The 21,248-nt window shown below is 72.7% G+C and carries 15 protein-coding genes; 4 read left to right on the top strand and 11 right to left on the bottom strand.

Translation table 11 applies throughout. The features are described 5' to 3' along the window. Positions 1 to 160: 160 nt before the first annotated feature. The gene (locus OG948_RS33015; RefSeq protein WP_406299984.1) at positions 161 to 1,027 is read right to left on the bottom strand and encodes a hypothetical protein; all 867 of its coding nucleotides are present in this window, start codon (positions 1,025 to 1,027) and stop codon (positions 161 to 163) included. A gap of 290 nt (positions 1,028 to 1,317) precedes the next feature. On the opposite strand from OG948_RS33015, the gene OG948_RS33020 reads away from it, so the two are divergent. After that, entirely contained in the window at positions 1,318 to 3,156 is a 1,839-nt protein-coding gene (locus OG948_RS33020; RefSeq protein ID WP_406299985.1) for a vWA domain-containing protein, read from the top strand. Between the two features lie 845 nt (positions 3,157 to 4,001). Here the strand turns inward: OG948_RS33020 and OG948_RS33025 are convergent. The 4 genes from OG948_RS33025 to OG948_RS33040 form a co-directional block, all read right to left on the bottom strand. Beyond that, on the bottom strand, positions 4,002 to 4,712 hold the full coding sequence (locus tag OG948_RS33025) for a hypothetical protein (protein ID WP_406299986.1): 711 nt from the start codon (positions 4,710 to 4,712) through the stop codon (positions 4,002 to 4,004). Between the two features lie 141 nt (positions 4,713 to 4,853). Continuing rightward, complete coding sequence (locus OG948_RS33030; RefSeq protein WP_406299987.1) at positions 4,854 to 5,990, bottom strand: YbdK family carboxylate-amine ligase; 1,137 nt, start codon at positions 5,988 to 5,990, stop codon at positions 4,854 to 4,856. 295 nt (positions 5,991 to 6,285) lie between these two features. Next, positions 6,286 to 7,125 carry an SAM-dependent methyltransferase gene (locus tag OG948_RS33035; RefSeq protein WP_406299988.1) on the bottom strand — a complete coding sequence of 280 codons (840 nt, stop codon included), beginning with the start codon at positions 7,123 to 7,125 and terminating at the stop codon, positions 6,286 to 6,288. Between the two features lie 214 nt (positions 7,126 to 7,339). Beyond that, entirely contained in the window at positions 7,340 to 8,149 is an 810-nt protein-coding gene (locus tag OG948_RS33040) for an alpha/beta fold hydrolase (RefSeq protein WP_406299989.1), read from the bottom strand. A 175-nt stretch (positions 8,150 to 8,324) separates the two neighbouring features. Between OG948_RS33040 and OG948_RS33045 the strand changes: the two genes are divergently transcribed. Continuing rightward, complete coding sequence (locus OG948_RS33045; RefSeq protein WP_406299990.1) at positions 8,325 to 9,656, top strand: GAF domain-containing protein; 1,332 nt, start codon at positions 8,325 to 8,327, stop codon at positions 9,654 to 9,656. A gap of 156 nt (positions 9,657 to 9,812) precedes the next feature. Here the strand turns inward: OG948_RS33045 and OG948_RS33050 are convergent, their stop codons facing one another. From OG948_RS33050 to OG948_RS33060, 3 genes are all read right to left on the bottom strand, one after another. Next, positions 9,813 to 10,868, bottom strand: coding sequence for a hypothetical protein (locus OG948_RS33050; protein ID WP_406299991.1), 1,056 nt, complete (start codon positions 10,866 to 10,868; stop codon positions 9,813 to 9,815). Next, positions 10,865 to 12,247: a vWA domain-containing protein gene (locus OG948_RS33055; protein ID WP_406299992.1), complete on the bottom strand. Its 1,383-nt coding sequence runs from the start codon at positions 12,245 to 12,247 to the stop codon at positions 10,865 to 10,867. The genes OG948_RS33050 and OG948_RS33055 overlap by 4 nt, the downstream gene beginning before the upstream one ends. A 231-nt stretch (positions 12,248 to 12,478) precedes the next feature. Then, complete coding sequence (locus OG948_RS33060; protein WP_406299993.1) at positions 12,479 to 13,882, bottom strand: hypothetical protein; 1,404 nt, start codon at positions 13,880 to 13,882, stop codon at positions 12,479 to 12,481. A 568-nt stretch (positions 13,883 to 14,450) separates the two neighbouring features. Between OG948_RS33060 and OG948_RS33065 the strand changes: the two genes are divergently transcribed. Then, positions 14,451 to 15,617: a glutamate--cysteine ligase gene (locus OG948_RS33065; RefSeq protein ID WP_406299994.1), complete on the top strand. Its 1,167-nt coding sequence runs from the start codon at positions 14,451 to 14,453 to the stop codon at positions 15,615 to 15,617. Between the two features lie 318 nt (positions 15,618 to 15,935). Here OG948_RS33065 and OG948_RS33070 read toward each other — a convergent pair whose 3' ends face one another. The 3 genes from OG948_RS33070 to OG948_RS33080 form a co-directional block, all read right to left on the bottom strand. Next, positions 15,936 to 17,381 (bottom strand): relaxase/mobilization nuclease domain-containing protein, encoded by a 1,446-nt coding sequence (locus OG948_RS33070; protein WP_406299995.1) that lies wholly within the window; start codon positions 17,379 to 17,381, stop codon positions 15,936 to 15,938. Further along, positions 17,378 to 17,800, bottom strand: a complete 423-nt coding sequence (locus OG948_RS33075) for a hypothetical protein (protein ID WP_406299996.1) — start codon at positions 17,798 to 17,800, stop codon at positions 17,378 to 17,380. The genes OG948_RS33070 and OG948_RS33075 overlap by 4 nt, the downstream gene beginning before the upstream one ends. A 1,047-nt stretch (positions 17,801 to 18,847) precedes the next feature. Further along, entirely contained in the window at positions 18,848 to 19,138 is a 291-nt protein-coding gene (locus tag OG948_RS33080; protein WP_406299997.1) for a hypothetical protein, read from the bottom strand. Between the two features lie 750 nt (positions 19,139 to 19,888). On the opposite strand from OG948_RS33080, the gene OG948_RS33085 reads away from it, so the two are divergent. Beyond that, complete coding sequence (locus OG948_RS33085) at positions 19,889 to 21,145, top strand: amidohydrolase (RefSeq protein WP_406299998.1); 1,257 nt, start codon at positions 19,889 to 19,891, stop codon at positions 21,143 to 21,145. Positions 21,146 to 21,248: the final 103 nt, after the last annotated feature.

Raw genomic sequence — 21,248 nt, forward strand, 5'->3', positions numbered from 1 at the left:
ATGGGGGCGCCTGTCAGGCCACCGGGACTCGGCCCGGAGCCCTGAAAAAGGACACCGGAGCGGTGCGACGTCGGGAGCCTAGAGCAGAGGCTCTCGTGGTGCGAGCGTGGTTCGCGGATCCGCGCATTCCGGATGAGCCGCAGCGGAAATCCGCACCGGATCAGTGCGAACGGGGGCCGGACCGGTGCGGGCGACGGCCGATCAGCAGCAGGGCGCCGACCGCGGCGACCAGGATCGCGACGGACGCACCGGCGATCCGCTTGATACCGCTGTTGCCGCCGGTCTGGGCGAGTTGGCCGGTGACCGGCGGGGCGGTCTCGGGGGTGCGCTGGTCCTCGGACGGCGGGGTGGTGGTGGGCGGCTTCGTGGTCGGCGGCGCCGAACTCGAGGGCGCCGTGCTGGATGGGGTCGTGGTGGGGGGCGCCGTGGTCGGCGGCGCGGTCGTGGGCGGCTTCGTGGTGGGCGGCGCGCTGGTGGGCGGCTTGGTGGTGGGGGGCTTGGTCGTCGGCGGCGCGCATTCCTTGCCGCCGTTCCACCCGGCGATCAGATCGACGGGGAACTTCGCGTCGGGATAGCGCGGCAGCGGATTGGCCTTCCCGTCGTAGACCTTGTCGTTGCCGTACAGATCTATCTGGCCGAAGCAGGGCGGCGCGTACTTGGAGATGTCGAGCTTGGCGCTCTTGTGCGCGCTGCTCAGGGTGACCGTCTTGGAGCCGAGATACCGCTGGATCCCCGAGGTTTTCCAGGTGGGCCCCTCCGCGCTGTAGGAGGCGAGGGAGACCTTGTAACTGCACGACTTGGCCACATCGCCGGCGATGCGCACGCTCACCTTGGTGTGGAGCGCGCCCAACAGGCCGGCCTTGGACCACGTCTTGTCGTCGATGGACCATTCGATGGTGACCGGCCCACACGCCTTCTTGTCGTCGTCGGCCGCGTGGGCCGACCCGGCCGCCGCGATCGGCGCGATCAGCGCGAAGGCGCCCACGCCCAGACCGGCGGCGAGCGAACCGGTAAGACCTCGTTGCACTGTGAAGCTCCCCGAACTCGAGGCGTCGACTCGATCCGATGACAGAGTCCGGGGGGAAGATTTTCGCCGTCCTCGCGCGCGCGGCAAGGGCGAGCCGATGAACCGGCAGAGGTATACGTGCCGGTAACGGTCGAACGATCTTGGGCGTACGATCGGGATCAGAGCCAGAATATTTGCAACTGCAACGATGGTTTTTCGGCGACATGTCCCACTGGAGCAAGTCAAGTCATTCACGATTGCTCTTTGCAAATCCATTGTTTGCGAGTGCAATCCGGTCTAGATTCCCGGCCATGAGATCGAGAGCACTCCCGGCGTGCACCGCTCTGGCGCTGGCCTTCGGCATCGCCTGGGCGCCCACCGGCCAATCACCGGCACGCGCGGCCGAACCGGGCACGCTCAGCCCGGTGATGCTGGTCCTGGACGCCTCCGGGTCGATGAACGAGCGCGCCGGGACCGGAACCCGAATCGATGCCGCCAAGAAGGCGATCGGCACGCTGGTGGACGCCGCGCCGGCGGGCTCGCGGATGGGACTGACGGTGTACGGCACCGGGCAGAGCGGGTCCACCACCGACAAGGCCGACGGCTGCCGCGACGTCACGGTGGTGCGACCCGTCGGCACCGCGCCGGAGCAGGACCTCAAGGCGGCGGCGCAGGCGATCCGGCCGCTGGGCTGGACCCCGATGGGTCCGGCGTTGCGCAAGGCCGCCGAGGCACTGCCGAAGGAGGGCCCACGCTCGATCGTGCTGGTCTCCGACGGCGAGGACACCTGCGCGCCCCCGGAACCCTGCCAGGTGGCACGCGAACTCGCCGCCCAGGGCGTGGACATGCGCGTGCACACCGTCGGCTTCGCGGCGGACGCCAAGACCCGCGCACAACTGATGTGCATCGCCCGGGCCTCGGGCGGCACCTACGCCGACGCCCCGGACGCCGGCTCGCTCGAACGCGAACTGACCCGGGTGACCCAGCGCGCGCTGCGCAGCTACGAACCCGCGGGCACCCCCGTCGACGGCGGCCCCGATCCCGCGCGCGCCGCGGCCGTGCCCCCCGGCGGCCACCTGGACGAGCTGACGGACAAGGAAGTGAAGTACTACTCCGTCGACGTGCCCGCGGGCTACACCGCGTACGTGTCGGGAACCACCGTCAGCAAGGTCAAGGGCCTGGAAGCCCTGGACGTCAAGCAGCTCGGCGAGCGCGGCAACAGCTTCTGCGCGTCGGACACCGGACTCGACCAAGGGCTGTCCAAGGTCGTCACGGCGTCGGTGAGTTGGACGGCAGCCGGTCGAGGCACCAACGGCTGTGAGCAACCCGGCCGACAGGTGTTCTCGGTGACCCGTAGAGGAACCGGACCACCGGTACCCCTCGAACTCCAGGTCCTGCTCGAACCGCAGGCCCTGGACAAGGGCCCGGCCGAGGCCGACCTCGCGCGCTACACCGAACCCGGCGGCGCTCCGCAACCGGTGGTCGGCGGCGGCTCGTTCGGCTCGGCGACCACCCTGCCCGGATCCGGCCACTACACCGACACGATCGCCCCGGGGGAGTGGGCCTTCTACCGGGTCCGCCTCGACTGGGGCCAAAGCCTCGCCTTCCAGACGCGCGTGGGCGGCGGCAAGGAGATCGTCGGCGTACAAACCCACTTCTACAACCCGATCCGCGAGCAACTGGCCCAGGACTCGTGGGGTGTGCACGACACCGAACACATCTTCTCGAAGGGCGTGGACCCCTTCGCGACACGTCCCGTGCGCTTCCTCAACCGCAGCGACCGGCAGCAGGAGGTCGCCGACATGCTGCCCGGCTGGTACTACATCGCGGTAGCGGCCCAGGGCGAGGGGGAGTTGCGCACGCTGGCCGTGGACGTCTCGGTGGGCGGTACCAAGGAACCCGGTCCGGTGTACGCGCAGAGCGGGCAGCCGGTCGAAGGCTCACCACCGGCGAAGTCCGCGTCGACCGCCGCGAACCCGGGCACGAAGACTCCGGCGAAGAGCACGCCGAAGACCTCCGAGTCCTCGAAGGCCGACGATTCCGCGGCGTTCGGCGGCCCGTTGGTCTGGGTCGGACTGCCCGCCGCGATCCTGCTCGGGGCGGCGCTCACCGCGCTGCTGCTGCGCCGCCGACCGTCGCGAAACACATGAGTGCGGATCCCGGGCCCGCAGGTCGACGTTCCCGGTCGTCGCGTCCGTGGCCCGCTCGGCCGCCGTCCGTTCGTCGTCGGTGGTCGCGGCTCCCCCCGAAGGTCTTCCGATGACGGGAAAGGTATCGCGACACCGTGCGAACGGCGGCGACAGGCAAGGGTGTTCGGAAAGCCGGGAGGAACCGGTCCCGATCACCCCCACCCGGCGACCGGCCGAGTCCGAGCACCAGATCTGCTGAGGCTTTACGCCACGTTCCCGGGGCCTGGAAGTCTTGGCCACAGGTGTTCCGTAGCGCAGGCTTGGCGCGTCGAGGTGCTGCGCCGCCGTCTTCCCGGCGCTCCCCGGCTCATCACACCACCGGCTCGACCCTGAACAGATCCGCACCGTCTTTCAGGAACGGAAGGGAACCCGACATGACTTGCTTCGCTTCGTCACACGGCCGAGGCCGAGGCGGCGGTACCAGGGGCGGATACCGCGCCACCGGACCGCGGGTCTCGCAGCACGCGGTGTCGCCCCGCTAGGACGCCGGGGCCGGTCCGCACAGGCCCCGGGCAGGCGCACCCTTTCGGGGTGCGACCGCCGCACATCCCTACACACGACCGGGCGTCGACCCCAGCAAGGGGTCGGCGCCCGGCCGTCGTTCGTGGACCCGCCGCCGGGCCGCCGGAGCCGATCACCGACTCGGGTCGGGACGAACCGCCGCACACCCCGGATCACGGTCGATTCTCGGTCGCCCGATCCGTGGCACATGCGGGCGGTGCGTCGTGGTCGGGCCGCGAGGCGAGCCGCGAAGGCGGGCCGTCCCTCCGGGCGATCCGGCCGCGGTCGCTCAGCGCGCGCGCGTCCTACTCCGTCGGCAACGCGCGGGACAACCAATCGCGCACCGCCTCGCCCACCGGAACGTCACCGATCTCCCGGCGATCGAAGATCCGGAAGCGGTCCGGGTCGTCCTCCGCGAGCAACTCGAACAAGGTCGCCTTGAACCGGAGTTGGGTCGGGTCGAGTCCCTTCTCCTGGTCGTGCGCGCGCAACCGCTCCTCGATCGCTCGCGGTTCGTCCGCGGTCAGCAGCACCAGGTCGGGCAGCGGTCGCCACTGGGCGACGGTCGCGAGGAAGCGCCGCGCGGCCTGGTGCGCCTGCTCGACGTCACGGGGATGACGGGCGACCGCGTCCTCGACGGCGGCGGTGTAGACGCCGCGCTGCTCGACCACGGTGCGTCCGGCCGCCAGGAACAGCCGCGCGGACTCGTAGCGATGGGTCTGCATGGCGATCACCGTGAGCGTCTCGGAGGCGGACCGACCACCACGGATGTACGGTTCACCGCCGGCGGCCTCGGCCAACGCCATCAAAGTGGCGAAATCCGGACGGGCGTTGGGCTCGCGCGCCGACCCGACGAAGATCCGCGGGGGAGAGGCGATCGAACGCAGGAGCGCGGAGCTGACGTCGTGGGCCTCCAGCCCTTCGACCCCCACGAGCGGGCCGGGACGTCGGGTGCGATTGCCGGCCGTCGGTTTCGATGTGCGTTCGCGTGTGGCCTCTTGAGCGTTCTGCGGCATACCCGAAATCCTCGCGATCGGACCCGATGCGAAACAGGCCGCGTCGGGCACTCTCGACGGGTAAACCCCCCGGTAATACCGGGTGTTCGGCACACCGGCGACCGGCGACCGGCGTACCCGATGGCGGCCGACCCCGCCCGGTCAGCTCGCGGCGATGTCGAGCAGGGACGCGGGCAGCGGCGAGCTGTCCGAGATGCCGACACACGCCATGGTCTGCGCCAACACCCGATCCACGACCGCCGCCGGGCCGCCCTCGCGCGCGGCACGGCGCTGCCCGGCGGCGGCCGAACCCCGGGCGAGCAGACGCCCGATCGCGACCTCGACCAGGTCGAGGTCGCCGCTCTCGCGCAAGTACGGGGCCATCTCGGCGACCAGAGCGCGGACCACCGTGGCCGCGGGCAGTTTCACCGCGGCCACGGGGTCGATCAGGTCGCCCTCGATCCCGGAGCGCGCCGCCCGCCACATCGCCCCTCGGGCGAGCATGGGCGAGGGCGTCGGAGGCGTTCGGTCGGCGACGACGGCGTCACTCGCGTACAGGTAGAGCGCGCGGAACAGGGCGGCGATCGCGATCGTCACCTCGACGTCGGCGATCGCGTCGCACACCCGCAGGTCCAGTGCGGACCCCCGCGGGGACAGGCGCAGCGCCGGCAGGAAGAGGTCGCGGTCGGGCACGACACCGACCGCCACCAGGCTCGCGACCAGTTCGTCGTACTCCCGAGCCGAGCGCACCGGCCCGATCGGTCCGGCCGCGGGAAGACGCTCGACGCAGACCTGTCGCCAACTCGCGTAACCGGTGTCGCGCCCGGCCCAGAACGGCGAACTCGCGGACAGGGCGGACAACGTGGCCAGATGCGGCGTGATCCAGGCGATCGCACGAGCCGCCACGTCCCGGTCCTCGACCTCGACCCGGACGTGCATGCCACACGTGATCCACCCCCGGGACAACTCCGCGTATTCGTCGTCCCAGGCCGCGTATCGGGCCTCGGGGGCCGTCCGTACGTCCGCGAGGCTCATCATCGGCGCGGTGCCGCTCGCCAACACGCCCAGGCGCAGACCGGCGGCGCGGTGCACCAGCGTGCCCCGCAGTTCGGTCAACCGCGCCCGGAGCGCGTCCGGTTCCGCGTGTGTCGAGGTCGCGATCGCCACCGTCGACTCCTTGGATCGGCCGACGAAGGGGCCGGCCGGAAGCCGATCGAGGAGGGCGGGGGCGGAGGACACCGTGCGCTTGGTGGCCAGGTCCACGACGTGGAATTCCTCTTGGATCCCCAGCTTGAGCACAGCGACTCCCTCACGACCCGGCGCGAGGCCGACGGAACGAGGCGCCGGGGCCCGCCCGTTCGGCCACACACGGCTGCCACGGACCGCCCGATCGGCGCCGAGCGACAGCGCCCATGATCGCCGGCGGCGGACCGACCGGTAAGGCCGGAGCGGGTACCACGGTCCGGTAAATCCGCCGGTAGCTCCGCGCGCCGCACCCGAGACCCGCCGGCGCCGTCGTGGTCGCCTCGCCGGTCGCCCGGCCGCGCCCCGGCCGCCCCGTCCGTCTCCCGGTTCCGCCGCCCGGTTCGTTGCCTCAAAGACACGAGCGGCGCAAACCGACCACGCCCCGACCCCTGCCCGAACACTCCCAGCGGCCCGTGGGCGGCGACTTGAGGGCGACGCCCGCGTACATCCACTGCCGATTGTCCAGCAGACGCGGCAACCGATCCGCACGCCACGACGAGATCGGGACCACCCCGGGATCGATCGGACTCAGCCCGGTGAACAGCGCCCGCACCTCGGGCGCGGTCCGGGGGAACAACGGCGCCGCGGAATGGCGATACGACTCGGCGGTCGTGCGGGCCGCGTCCGGACGCAGGTCGGCGGCGACGTGCGAAAGCACCAGAACACTGCCGGGCACCGTCGCGTCCATCAACGCGCGCACCACGGAGCGGGGATCGTCGGCATCCGAGAGATAGTGCAGCACGGCGGTCAGCACGACCGCGACCGGTCGGTCGAAGTCCACCCCCGCCCGCCCACCCACCCGACGCAACAGCGTTCGCGGGTCCCGGAGATCACCCTCCACCACCCGAACCCGACCGGGCCGCGCGGACAACGCGCGCGCGTGCGCGAGCACCATCGGATCGTGGTCGACGTACACGGCCCGCGCGTGCTCGGTGCCGAGCACCGCACACTCGTACGTGTCGCCGGCAGCGGGCAGACCCATCCCGATGTCGAGGAACTGGCGGACGCCGATACCGGTCGCGAACGCCACCGCCCGACGCAGGAAGGCCCGATTCGCCAAGGCCATCGCGCGAACCTCGGGCGCCAGGGCCAGGACGGCCTCGGCCGCGCCGCGGTCGACGGCGAAGGTGTTCTTGCCGCCCAGGTAGTAGTCGTACATCCGGGCCGGATGGGCCAGATCGGTACGCAAGTCGGGCGAGCGCGCCGAGGGCACGCGTGCCCTCGGTCGATCCGCCGGCGATCCGTCCGCCGGCGGGCAACCGACGGGGGAACGGGTATCCGTCGCCTTGCCGGGCAGCACAATCATCGGCCTTTCCCCATCCTCGGGTCGCGGGCCGCCCGGACCGGGCGAGGCGGGGGTACCCGCCGGGCGGACCCGCATGTTCCTTCGCACTCCCGGGAGATCAGCGGCGAAGGAATTCCGTGACGACGGCGTCGAAGCGTTCGCCCTCCTCGACGAACGGCACATGTCCGCTCGCCGCGAACCGCTCCACCCGCGCGTCGGGCAGCGCCTGGGCCAGCCAACCGGCCAGGTCCCCGGGGAAGATCCGACTGCGCTCGCCGTAGATCAGCAGCGTCGGCACCTTCACCGCGGGCAACACCGGGCGCCAGTCCGAGTGCGCCATGTCCATCCACACGTCCAACGCGGACGCGGTGTGCGTCTGGGTGGTCTCCGCGTACGCCGCGTCCACCGCCTCCGCCGCCGGCGGCTCGGCGAAACACGCCGCGATGAACGGCTTGATCGCCAACGGCCGGGCGTGCCGCACGGTCTGCGCGAACACCGCCAGATCGACCGGCGAATAGCCGCCCTGTAGCGCGAAGTCCCACCCGGGCCCATCCATGAAACGCGGCGACTGATCGACGAACACCGCGCCGCGCAACCCCTCGCAGCCGAACTGGCGCACGTACGACAACACCACCGAGGTGCCCATGGACCAGCCGACCATGGTCACCTCGTCCAGACCCAGCGCCAGCACCAACTCGCGTACATCACGGGCGTACTGGTCCAGACTGTGCCCCTCGGCAGTCTTGCCCGAGCGCCCGTGGCCCCGGAAGTCGGCGACGATCACCCGATTCTCCGCCGCCAGCGCGGCGATGTTGCCCGACCAGAACGAACCGTTCATCGTCCAGCCGTGCAACAGCAGCACCGGGCGGCCCGCGCCGTGCTCCTCGTAGTACAGCGGAACGGCGTCGGACAACTCCAGATAGGGCACGTCTCTCCTCGGGTCCCGGCCGGCCGATCGCCGACCCGCGCTGCGGCAGTGTGCGCGAGCGGGAGACCCACGCACCAGAGACCGGAGGGGGGTTGCAGCAACGTTGCAGAACGGCGCCCACCCCCGCCACGCCACGGGCCCGACGTCTCGGGCCCAGCGCCGGCATGATGGACGCATGGCGGACGGACCGGACGCACGCGATCGAGCACTGGGCGGTGGGTCGGCCACGGGTGTGCGGGACCCGATCCGGGCCTCGTGGTCGCGCGCGCGGCGACAGGGACTGCCACCCGACGCCTACCTCCCGCCGGTCACCCTCGTCGACGACGAACTGGCCCGACACCGCGAGGAACATCCGCTCACCACGATCTGGCCCCTGCTGCGCCGCACCCTCAGCGGTCTGGTCACCGACCCGGGCCGCCTCCTGTTCCTCAGCGACGCGCGGGGGCACCTGCTGTGGGTGCAGGGCGAACACCCCACACTGCGGGCCGCCGAACGCGTGCACCTGTTGCCCGGGGCGCTGTGGAGCGAGGACGCGGCGGGTACCAGCGGAGTGGGCACCGCACTGGCCACGGGCCGCCCGTTCCAGGTGTTCGGCGCCGAGCACTTCCTGTCCGCGGCCACCGCGTACACCTGCACGGCCACCCCCATCCACGATCCGGCCGGGGGCGAACTGCTCGGCATCCTGGACTTCACCTGCCCCGAACGCAACTGGCAACCGCTCGCGGTACCCCTGCTCGACACCGCGCGCCGACTGGCCCAGGCGGAGCTGGAGAGCGTACGGCTGCGCGAGGAGGCGCGGGTGAGCACCCGCTACGTGGAGCGGATCGCCCGCCGGCTCGGCAGCAAGAGCGCGATCGTGGACCCCAAGGGGCGCGTCCTGCGTTCGGATCCCCCCGGCTGGCTGCCGCAGCGCCTGCCCGGCCCGCCGCGCGAAGGCCCGATGCTGCTGCCCGGCGGGCAGGTCCTGCTCGCCGAGCGCCTCGCCGCCGGCGGCCTGTACCTGCTGATCGCCGAGGACACCGCATCGGGGCCGGTCACCACCGCGCCGCTGCGCCTGCAGGCGCTGGGCCTGCGCCGGGCCCGGCTCGAGATCGCCGGCACCACGCACGAACTCACGCGCAGACACGCCGAGATCGTCACGACCCTGCTGAGCGAGCCCGGCGGGATGACGGCCAAGGCGATCACCGAGGCGGTCTACGGCCCCGGCGGACGCCCCGCCACCGTCCGCGCCGAACTGGCCCGGCTACGCGCGATCCTGGGCCACCGACTGGCCTCCGACCCGTACCGCCTGACCGGCGACTGCGAGGCCGACTTCCTCGACCTCGACCGCGCCCTGTCCGTCCCCACCACCTCGATCGACACCCTGCTCGACCACTACCGGGGCCACCTTCTGCCCGGCTCCACCGCCCCGCGCGTGCTCGCGCTGCGCGAGACCCTGCACGAACGCCTGCGCCGCCGCGTCCTGGACAGCGCCGATCCCGACACGGCGCTGCGCTGGTCGACCTGACCCGGCCACGCCGCACGCGCGTTCCGAGTCGCGAAGCGACACCGGGCGGGCCGCCGTGGAGCGGCGGCGGGTGGCGCACCCGTCGATCGATCCCGACGCCGTGCACCCGCCCACCACCGCCCCGCGCCCCGCGCCGAGGTCCGCTCCCGGGACTTCTCAGCCCTCCGTGGGCGGCTCCGCGCCGGGCGGATGTTCCGGTCGGCGGGGAACCTCGAAGGCCTGCGTGACCTCGTCGGACTCGGGCGCCGTGCCCGGCAGTCGATCGGCGACACCGGGCCGCCAGGTCGACGCCGGATCCCGGACGGGGGCAGGCGGCGCCGCGGGCGGTGGGGGAGGGCCGGGCAGGCGATCGGTCCAGGGGGAGACGGGTTCGGGCGCCGGGGCGGCGAACCGCGTGCGCACCGCGTACCCGAGACCGGCCGCGACCAACAGCGCGACGAGCGCGCCGCCCGCCGGCACGCCCCAATCCGAGGCCACGGACGAGCCCGCACCGCCGTCGGCGCGGGCCGCCGGCGCCGGTGGAGCGCCGGCCCGTACCGGGGAATCGGACCGGGCCGGAGACGGTGAACCCGGCACCACGCCCGCCGTCGGCCGCGGCTCCTCCTCGGGTCCCAACGGCTGATCCGGCCGCTGCACCACGGTGCCCTCGACCGACACCTCGAGCCGGATCGGTACCACGATGCCGCGCTGCGGCCCCTGGGCCCCGGTGATGGACATCTGGATGTAGTACGACCCGCGCAGCGCGTACTTGTCGTCCTTGAATTCCTTGAACGAGCCCTTGGTCCCGTCGAAGTTCTCGTACTTCTTGCCGTCCCCGACGGTCCACGCCCCCGAGGTCGCCTCCAGGTGCGCGGTGCCCGGCACGAGCTGGTTCGTCGGGTTGTCCAGGAGCGGAATGGCCTCGCGCAGCGGGTTGTAGAGGTTCATCACGAACCTCGGGCCCTGCTTGTACGGGAAATCGGCCGGGATGTCGACGGACCCCTTGATGGAGAGCTTCTGCCCCGGCTGCATGTACACCCGCCAGAACAGGAAATCGCCCACCACCATGCTCTCGCGATACACCCCGGGCCCGACCTCGCCCGCGCTGTTGAACGAGAAGCCGCTCGTGGTGTCCGCCGCGGCGGGTGTCGCGGTCATCACCGAGCCGAGGACCGCGGCGAGGGCGGCCCCGGCCGACGCCGCGATGCGGCGTATGCGTACGACGGCGTTCACGCCTGCCTCCCCTGCCGGCGCCGGGCACCGGCGACGAACGATCCCAGCGCGCCGCCGACGAGCACGGCGGCGGCGATCAAGGCGAGGGTCACCCCGGTTCCGGGGCCGTCGTCGTCGCCGGACGACGCGGCGACCGAGGCGCGGTCGTCACCGGCGCCGGGCGCGGCGGCCGGGGCGCCGGTGTCGGCGCTCGCGGGCGCGGGGCCGGACGACGTACCAGTGCTGCCCGGCCGCCTGGGGTGGCTGACCAGGAGTTCGAGCAGGATCCTGCGTTGCGGATCCACCTCGGCGTTGTGCGAGATCCGCAGGCAGCCGATCCCGTCCGGTGCCTTGGCGGAACTCTTCGCCCCGTCGGACGCGCCGGTGGTGACGATGTTGTTCGCCTCCAGGGCCACGCCCTCGGTCAAGAGCCAGCTCTGGGGTTGGTCCGGCGGGCCGGATCTGATGAACAGGTGGGTCAGGAAAGCCGAGTTCTCCCGGTCGTCGGAGACCCGCATGCGCTCCGAGAAGATCGCGGTGGCGCCGATGGCGAGATCCTCGCCCGGGTTCTTGCGAATGCGGTACCACAGGTCGCGACTGGTGACGAACGCGTCGAGGTACTGGCCGTCCTCGACGATCGGCGCGTTGGCACAACCGGTCGTCGCGCCCTGGATGGGTCGACCGGACGCGTCGTAGGGGGTCCACGCCCTGCGGAACAGGCTGGACATGTTCGAGACCAGCGAATCGGCGTCCTTGGCGTCGGCGTAGACGCCGTTCCCGGCGGCGGTGATGCACTTGAGCTGATCGCGCGCGGCGCCCGAGACGTTGAACCCGACCGCGTCGACCGTCAGCTTGGTGCCCTTCGCGTTCAACTCCTTCGCGACATCGCACGGTTGCGGCGGCGCGCAGGTGTCCTCGCCATCGGAGACCAGGATCACGTGGCGCTCGCCCTGGGTGCCGAGGTCGTCGGACGCGGCCCGCAGCGCGTTGCCGATGGGGGTGAACCCGACGGCGTTCAGGGCCGCGACCCGTTGCCGCGCCGCGCCCTTGGCCCCCTCGTTCATCAGCGCCACCGGCACCAGGAGCTGGGTGTCCGCACAGCCGAGGGCCTTGTCCGTACCGGGATAGGCAGCACCGTACACGCGGATGCCGACCTGGGCGGTCGCCGGAGCCGCGTCGATGATGCGGTTCACCGCCTGCTTGGCGGCCTCCAGGCGGGTCTGCCCGCCGGCGTCGTTCTGTTTCATCGAACCGGACAGGTCGAGCACCAGCTCGACCTTGGCCGGGACGGCCTCGGCGGGCGGGGCGGGGTCGGCCGCTGCGAGGGACGCAGGACCGCACAACACCAGGGACACCGCGCCCAGGGCCACGGCCGAGCGTGTGCGTAGGAAAGGGATCACGACGCCGATCATGGAATCCGCGACGTGCGATGCCAAGAGGGAGGGTCCATCACGGTTCCCTCGGAAGCCCTGAGGGGGCGGCCGGGTCGAAGCCCTGGGCGAGGGTTCGGTCGACCGGAGCCGATGTCTTCGGCGGTGCTCGGGCGGATCGGGGCGGGAGCCTGCGGTTGCGCTTCGGCGGGAGTTCGGTGGATCGGGAGAGCCTTCGGCCGGGCTTCGGCCGCCGCCCGGCTAACGTTCCCGCTCGTCCGAGCGCCCGCGATCCGTCTCCCGCGCGTCGCGGGCGGGCGTCGGCCGCCACGGGTGGACGCCGAGCGGTCGGCTGCCGGGCCCCGGGTCCATCCCGGGAAGTCCGCGTGAGGGCACCTGCTTCGCCCAACCGGCGGTGATGGCGGCGATGGTGGCCGCCGAGAGCGCGCCGTCCGCTCGCAGACTCCGGTCATAGGGACGCGGCATGTCCATCCACACCTGCGCGGGCGTCGGGGCCTGCGCCCCGGCCTCCGCCGCGACCTCGGCGGCGGCCGACCTGGTCGAGGGCCGGCCGGTGGACGGCTCGACAGGTGCGACCGCGTCGGTCGGCACCGCGGATCTGGCGAACCGGGCGACCGCCGTGACGACCTCGTCGGTGACCTCCTCCGGGGCCGGGTTCTCCCATCTCGGCGCCGCGCTGGGGGCCTTCCGGGGCGCGGGGGCGAGCCCCAGGTGCGCGGCCTCGGCATGGGCGAACCTCGCGAGGTCGCGCAACCGCACCATCCGCGCCCCGCGCAGGATCCGGGCCTCCCCCTTCATCGAGGCGTTCTGCCCCCACCACACGCCGTAGGCGACCCGCAGGCTCAGGAACTCCGGGTTGGCCTCGCCGCCGACCACGGTGCGGCCGAGCTCGCCGAACATGGGCCCGAAGTACGCACCCGGGTAGGCCACCCGGCCCGCGCTCCAGGGCTGGTACTGTCGCGCCGGCGTACGACCGAGTACCCACGACCGATCCATCAGCCGATCGGAGACCAGGTCCAACGGACGATCGCCGACCCATTGATAACGCGCCCAGCCGTGCAGCGGAGGTCGGACACCCGGCGGAACGGCTCCGCTCTCCACGTACCGGTTGCCCTCGGGCACGACTCCCGCGCGAAGCTGCGCGAGGATCGCCTTGCGACGCTCGTACTCGTGGATGATCTGCGGCCACTCGTCGCCCGAGACGGTACGCGCCAACCGCGCCGCGAACGACGCCACGCGCCGCAATTCCGCCGGGCTGCCGGTGGTCCGCGTCTCAGCCCCGTTCTTCGGCTCCGACCACTCGCCGGCCTCCCATCGGCGATACAACTCGGCCTCGGTGCGCGGCGGACCCGGGGTCTGCTTGTCGGTCGGCTCCCGCTCGTCGATGGTCCACAACTTCGGCATGGCGTACATCTCACCGTCGGGACCCACCCGCGGCCACCAGGTCACGCCCAGGTCCGCCTGCTTCTGCCGCTCGGTGGCGGTGAGCCGGTGCAGCAACCGCAGCGCCCCGATGGCCACCCGATACATGGGCACCCGGCGACGCATCCGGCGATACTCGATCCGAAATCGCTCGTCGCTCTCGATCCACGCTCGACCGACGAGCTTCCGCCCTCGAAGATGGTCGCTCAGCGCATTCGCCATGCGGACCATGATGTCGTGTGCGAGCCTCGGTGCGGGTGCGAGCCGGGTGCGGGTGCGGGTGCCGTCGGCTCGCGGGTCGAACGCGCCGAAGACACCCGGGCGGACAGGGGTAGGGACGGCAAACGCGGGAAACACCATCCGCGGGCCGATTCCTTGCGCGTACAACGGGAATTCGCATTCGGTTCCGCGTCATGCATGATTCAGACCAAGAACCAAGATCGCTCAGCGCAAGAGTTCCTGGACCCAGCGGGGCTTGGCAGCGGGGCCACGGCGTCGCAGTCTGGTCCAACGGCCTTGCAGGCCAATGGGTTTCGGGCGCTCACATTCGCCGGCCCCGGACCTGCACGGACTTTTCTCGATCTCGGGGCACCCCGAACGTCGAGGACACGGGGCACTACCGACTTCACGCGCAACCACATCGCGGTTACGCCTGGTTGCACGAGCCACGCGGTTCCGGTGCCGGCCACCGCACCCATTCGATCCGTCCCGTTGTACGGGTGCCCGATCCGGCGCGGCCGTTCGGCCACGCGGCACAACGACTGACGCAACACACATCTCAAGGGGACACATGTCGATTCGGACTGTGGGTGTCGAAGAAGAGTTTCACATCGTCGACCGACGCACCGGGCGGTTGAGCCCGGCCGGTACGGAACTGCTCGCCGAGCTGCCGACGGTCGGGTTCACGGGCGAGGCCAAGGAAGCCTCCATCGAGACCAACAGCGAACCGCACACCGAACTCGCCGATCTGCGCGCCGACCTGATCCGCTCCCGGACGCTCCTGGCCCGAGCCGCCGAGAAGATCGGGGTGGCGGTGATCGCCTCCGGGACCGCGCCGTTGATGGACCTCGCGGACTCGCCCCAGGGGGCGGGCGACCGCTACGCCTGGCTCAAGCGGGACTACGCGCTGGTCGGGGACGAGCAGGTGGTCTGCGGCCTGCACGTGCACGTCGGCGTCGAGGACCGCGACGTGGCCGCGCGGGCGATGGCGTGGATCTCCCCGCACCTGCCCACACTCCTCGCGCTGTCCGCCAGTTCCCCCTATTGGCTCGGCGACAACACCGGCTACGCGAGTTGGCGCAACATGCTCTGGCAGCGCTGGCCCTCGGCCGGCCCGGCCGACACCTTCGCATCGGCACAGGAGTACGACGCCATGCTCGAAGGCATGGTTCGCTCGGGGGTGATCCTCGACGCCGGCATGCACTACCAGGACCTGCGCCTGTCCTCGCACCTGCCCACGCTCGAGATGCGCCTGTGCGACGCGTGTCCGGACGTGGACACCTCCGTACTCATCGCCGTGCTCTTCCGCGCTCTCGTCCAGCGCGGTGTCCGGGCGGCCGAGAGCGGCGCACGGCAGCCGATGCTCTCACCGGCATGGTTGCGGGCCGCGACCTGGCGGGCCGCCCGCTCGGGCCTGGAAGGTCTGCTGATCGACCCCACGACGATGGCCACCGACTCGGCGCGCACCGTCATCTGGCAGCTCATCGAGGACCTGGGGCCCGACCTGGTCGCCGCCGGCGACCTCGCGTTCGTGCGCACCGTCGCCCGGCGCATGCTGGACGGCGGCAGCAGCGCCGCACGCCAGCTCCGGGTCGCGAACCCGTCCCCCCGGGCGGCCGTCGAACTGCTCCGCGAGCAGACGATCACCTTCTCCGAGTTGCCGGCCGCCCTCGTCAAAGAGCGGGCCGGCACCGCGAAATCGGACCTGGTCGACGAGTCGCCGACCCTGGTCGCCTGATACCGCGAACCCATCCGATCCGACGGGGTCACCGCCTACGGGCCGTGATCCCGTCGTCGGTTCGGCCGCCGGGACGCGCAGCGGGGCAGCCACCCGCGCGGCGACAACACGCACGCGTCGAGCGGCGCGAGCGCGACGCCGAGAGTAACGCCGCGCCCGGCCGACGGCGACCAGGGTGATCGGGCCGGCGCAGTCCGGGGGCCGGTCGCCGGGCCGGGGTGCGTCGGCAGGTCCGTACGGGCGGCCGGCCGGCGACGACGGCACGGGCGGGTGGAAGTGTGGAACTCCGCACTGCCGCGCCGGAGCCCGGCCGCCCGCTCAACCGCCGGCCGGGGTATCGATCCCTCGCGCGGACGACGTGCGCGCGGTTCGGCCCGCGCTCATCCGCTCTTCCAACGGCGCGAGGTCCAGGTCCAACGCCTGGAGGCGAGCGGCCTGTGCGGTGCGCCGCTGCGCGGCCTCGGCGTCGTGGATCACCCCTATGGTGAGCCGCAGTTCACGCAACAGCGCCGCCTGCGCCGGGGCGGACGAGTGCGACGGGGGAGCGCTCGCGGCGGTTCGGGCCGCCGAGCGCAGATTCGGGCCACGCCGAAGCGGCCGGTCGAGTACCGCCGTTCGGGCCAGGACGTCGGCCGCCCGGGCCAGCGGCCCGGGGCGGGCCGGTTCCGCGCGCGCCGACCACACCGCGAACACTCCGGCGACCTCCCGCGCGATGCCCGCCCACCCGGCCACGTCGTCCAGGGGCCGGTCGCGGGTCGCCGAGCGCAGTCGGGCCACATCCGTCGCCGCCCGGGCCCACCGCGCGAGACCGTCCTCGGCGGAGGCCGGATCCGTCGCGGAAGCGGGCACCGTCGTGGTAGCCGGGCCCGTCGCGCAGGCGCCGAGCGGATCGACCGCCGCCGCGCCGGCGCTCCCACCCGCGGTCGTGCCCCACCAGTACCGCAGTCGTGGCAACGACAGGTCCGGAGCGAGCCGCCCGCCTCCGTAGCGCACCGGGCTCGTACCGTCCGGCGGCGGCAGGGCGACCGACAACCCCAGCACCGTCTCGCCGTCCTCCCGATCCAGGCGCGGACGGACCAAGACCCCGGACGAGGACAGTCGCCGGAGGAAATCCTCCTCGTCGACGGCGGCCACCGCCGCACCGCGCATGTGCCGGGCCAAAGTGGCTCGTTCGACCTCCGGACGGCCCCGGCGCGCCGCGCTCTCGGCGTTCGCGCGGGAGTATCCGGGCAGCCCTCGCCCCTGCCGACGGCCCTCGACCGCGATCAGTTCGAATCGCCGCTCCAGTTCGGCGCATACCGCCGAAGCCTTGACCCGATCCTGCCAGGGGCTCGCCCGGGTGCCGTCCTCACGGACCAGACCGACGGCCACGTGGATGTGGTCGTTGCCGTTCTGGGAGAACCCGTGTCGGACCGCGATCCAACGACAGGGCGCCTTCCCCGCCTCCTCACCGAAGCCGAGGCGGTCGATCAGGGTGCGCGCGGCCGTCGCCCATTCCGCGTCGGTGAGCCGGCGGTCCCGCGGGGCGTTCGACAGGCTCGCCGTCCAGACCGATCCGTGTTTGACCTCGGTGCCGAAAAGCTGCCTGGGCGCGTCGAGTTGAGCGGCGAGCGAGGCCGGGTCCCCGGTGAGGTCGAGGCCCGTGGACGCGGCTATCGCGTGCGCGTCCTCGTGTTCGTTGGCGCGGCCGGGACCGAAGAGGTACGTCACGAGCTGCGCCATGTCGTCATGGCGCTCGTGCGCCGCGGAGAGCTTGGCGATCACGGGGCCTGCGTTCGCGGGCAGGCCGACGCGGACGGGTATCCGGTCGCCGGGTCGAGACGGTCCAGCACGGCTGAGAGTCGACCCACGACGTCCGTCCATCCCGGCGTCGTCGCATCCCGCGCCGCCGGGTCCGCGCCGAGTTCGGACAGCTGCTCGGACAGACGGGCCAACTGCCGTCGTACGGCCAGCAATTCGGCGTAGAAGGCACGGCGTTCGGTGGCCGTCGGCGCGTCGTCGAAGGCCGACTCCACCAGCAGCCTCGGGATGCTCACCGCCAGGTCCGCCGCCTTGGCCGAGACACGGGCGTACTCGTCCTCGCTCATCAGCACCTTGGTGACCCGGCGCCGCCCGCCCGTCCGACGGGGCAGCCGAGCCGGACCGCTCCCGGTCCGCGACTGTGCCGTCTCGTCGGTCGACATCCGCGTATCCCCGTTCTCCCGTGGCCGGTTCGCCCGCCGCGCGGCCTTCGTGGTCGAAGTCTCTCGTGAAGCCTGGCGACAGGAAAGCCTTCGAAGCAAGATAGTGCGAAGAGTTACCTGATCTTCGCTCGAACTCCCGGCAGAAATCAGTCCGAAGGGGCCACCGTCGGGCGTCGCGGGGGAAATGCGGCCCAGGGGGCCGCATTTCGGGTCCGGCGCCGCGAGGCGGCGCCGGTACCCACACCCGTGCATCACGATGCGAAGGTGCGCCCCGCCCGGCGTGCGGGTCGGCGGGCGTACGGGCGGCCCGGCGTCCGCCCCGCCCGGGCCCGGCTCGTCGGTGACCCCGAGGCCGGACCGCCCCGGGCGTGGGGCCGCCGGTCGGGACGGGGTCTTGCGGCGGGTCGGCGCGCCGTCGCAAACCCCCGCCCCGGTGGGTCGTCGGTGGGACGGTCTCGGGGCCGGTCGCCACAGCGCACGCCCGGCGGCGACGACGGTGATCGCGCGCTCGCCGACGCCGAACCGCCGTCGCACAGGCGGGGGAGGCGTCGGGGCCGGGCAGCCGGAAGCCCAGACCCACCGGCACCCGGCCCGCCCGGCACGCCCGGGATCCCCGGAACGTCCCCGGCGCCCACCGGACAGCGGGCGGCGAAGTCCGCACCGCCCCGGCTCAGTACCGCCCCCGCCACCGCGTCCGCGCCGAGCAGGTCCACCACCGCCGCGCACGACCGGCGTCCGAGGGCATTCCCCACGGACGACAACCGGCGGCGCCCGCCCGTCCACGCACCGAAGCCGCCGCCGACACGCATGACACCCTCGACGAACCCGGCGACGATCTCCGGCTTCCCGCGCCCGCGTCGGGGCTCGCGGTGCGCGGCGCTCCGCCGAAGGTGCCCTCGGTGGGGCTCACGTCGAGTGCGGTTCCCCCGGCGCGCACCGTGGTTCAGGCGAACACCACGCCGTCGCCGGGGACGACCTCCGCACGAGTCCAGGCAGGGCGAACACCATCCGCCACGGCCCCACGACCACGTTCACGGCGACGTGCGGTCAAGCGCCGCACCCACCCGCGCCCTCGACACGCAAGCGGAGCATGTCCATGCCGGACATGCCCGGACCGCCGAGGACGGCCACCCGGCCCACCTCGACCGTCGGATCCCCGCGCACCGTGCGGCTCGACTCGACGCCCTCGAACCCTCCGGCCACCACGACCCGCAGCACGCCGCCGGGCCGGATCGCCTCGACGGGCCGGAACACCGGCCGCGCGGGCCCGAACAGCAGCCCCGGGTCACGGAGTCCGACCAGGTCGAGCCCGACCCCCAAAACCGCGCCGGTACGCACGTCGTGGCCGCAGACGCGGGGCCCCGTCCACGGTCGAACGCCAGGGGACGTCCCGGGGCCGGTGACCGGCAGCACGTCCATGTCGCCGCGCGGGGCGACGAACGCGCGGTCCGCCGCGCCGCCGTTCGGGAAGATGTCGCAGCCGACTTCGGCGCAACCGCCGGTGAGGACCCGGGGCCCGACCGGCCTTCCGCAGGCGGGCGACCAGCCGCCGCGTGGTGCGGGTCCACGCGGCGCCCACCCCGCGGTGCCGATACAGGCCGCGACGAAAGGCGATCGGCTCGGGACCGAACCCGCCGCCCCCGGGCCGGATCCGGGCGGCCGTGGGCGCGGTCACGAGGGTGCTCCGGTGTGGGGTCCGGCGAACTCGGGCGGGTTCTGCCCACGTCCGGCGCTCGCGAGTCCTCGGGAGAGCGGCGCAGGGTGCCACACGCGGTGTGGGTCTCGGTGATCGGCGAGCCACACCCGACCGATGACCCCCTGTGCGACCGGGCACCGGAGGAGACCATACCCCGGGCATGGTGTCCAGGCGGGAAAGATGCCTGGACACCACACCCGCGCCATGGTCTGGCTGCGCCTGCCCGGCCCACCCAGGGAGTCACCGGCCGGGCGCGCGGCTCGTCGATCACCGAGACCCACACCGCGCGCGGCGGATCCCTCCGTCGATCTCCCAAGGCCTCACGAGCGCCGAACGGGTTGGCAAAACCCGCCCGGAGCTCGCCGGACATCCCACACCAAGGAGCACCACTCATGACCACGCCCATGGCCACCCGGATCCTCTCCGGGGTCGACGAGCTCGGCCCCGAGCTGATCGCCTTCCGCCGCGACCTGCACCAGCACCCCGAGCTGGGCTTCGCGGAGACCCGCACCACCCGGCGACTGGTCGCCCGCCTGCGGAAGGCCGGGCTGCGCCCCCGCGTCCTCCCCGGCGGCACCGGAGCCGTCTGCGACATCTTCCCGAACGACCCCGGCGCGGTGAACCGCCCGTTCGTCGCCCTGCGCGGCGACATGGACGCGCTGCCGGTCACCGACCTCAAGGACGTCCCCTGGCGTTCGACCGTGGACGGGGCATGCCACGCCTGCGGCCACGACGTGCACACCAGCGCGGTTCTGGGCGCCGGGCTCGCCCTGGTCGGGCTCCGCAACCAGGGACTGCTGCCCAGGCCCGTGCGGCTGGTGTTCCAGCCCGCCGAGGAGATCCAGCCCGGCGGCGCGCTGCGGGCCATGACGGCCGGAGTGCTCGACGGCGTCGAGTCGATCCACATGGTGCACTGCGACCCGACGGTCGAGGTGGGCCGACTCGCCATCCTCGACGGTCCGATCACGTCCGGCATGGACACGTTCCGCTTCCACGGCGAGGGCACCGGCGGGCACAGCGCCCGACCGCACCTCACCGCGAACATGATCGCGGGCATGGCGCCGATGATGCTCGCCCTGCCCGGACTCGTGCAGCGGTTCGCCCCCAGCGACGGCGTGGTGTTCGCCTGGACCACGGTGCACGCCGGGGGAACCGCGCTCAACGTGATCCCCACCGAGGGCGACCTCGGCGGATCGCTGCGCACCGCGAGCCCCGACGCGTGGCGCAGGATGCCGGAGTTCATCACCGAGCTCGTCGAGGGCGCCATGCGCGTCGGCGGCTCCGGCATCACGTGGAAGCTCGAACACCACCGGATGCCGCCCGTGGTGAACACCCTCGGCCACCTGTCGCGCGCGGCGGTGGTGGACCTGTTCGGCGAGGAGGCGGTGGCGACGACCGTACAGAGCCAGGGCGGTGAGGACTTCGCCTGGTATCTGGCGGGCACCAAGGACGTTCCGGGGGTCCCGGACATGCCGGGCGTGCCGGGCAACCTGGTGCGTCTGGGCGTCCGGCCGCCCGGGGTCGACCCGGCCACCTACCCCCACCTGCACGAGGGCGGGTTCGACGTCGACGAGCGCGCGATCACCGTCGCCGCCGCCTACCTGACGCGGATGGCGACCGACCCCGAGACCGTCGGCGCCGCCGCCTGACCCACCGGGTCGGGGGTTCGCGGCGGGGCCCGGTGCCCCGTCGCGAGCCCCCGTCCCGACCGGCGGCCGGGACGGGGTCGGCGACTCGGACCGAAGTCCGTAC

The organism is Embleya sp. NBC_00888, from assembly GCF_045207655.1.
Lineage (GTDB): Bacteria > Actinomycetota > Actinomycetes > Streptomycetales > Streptomycetaceae > Embleya.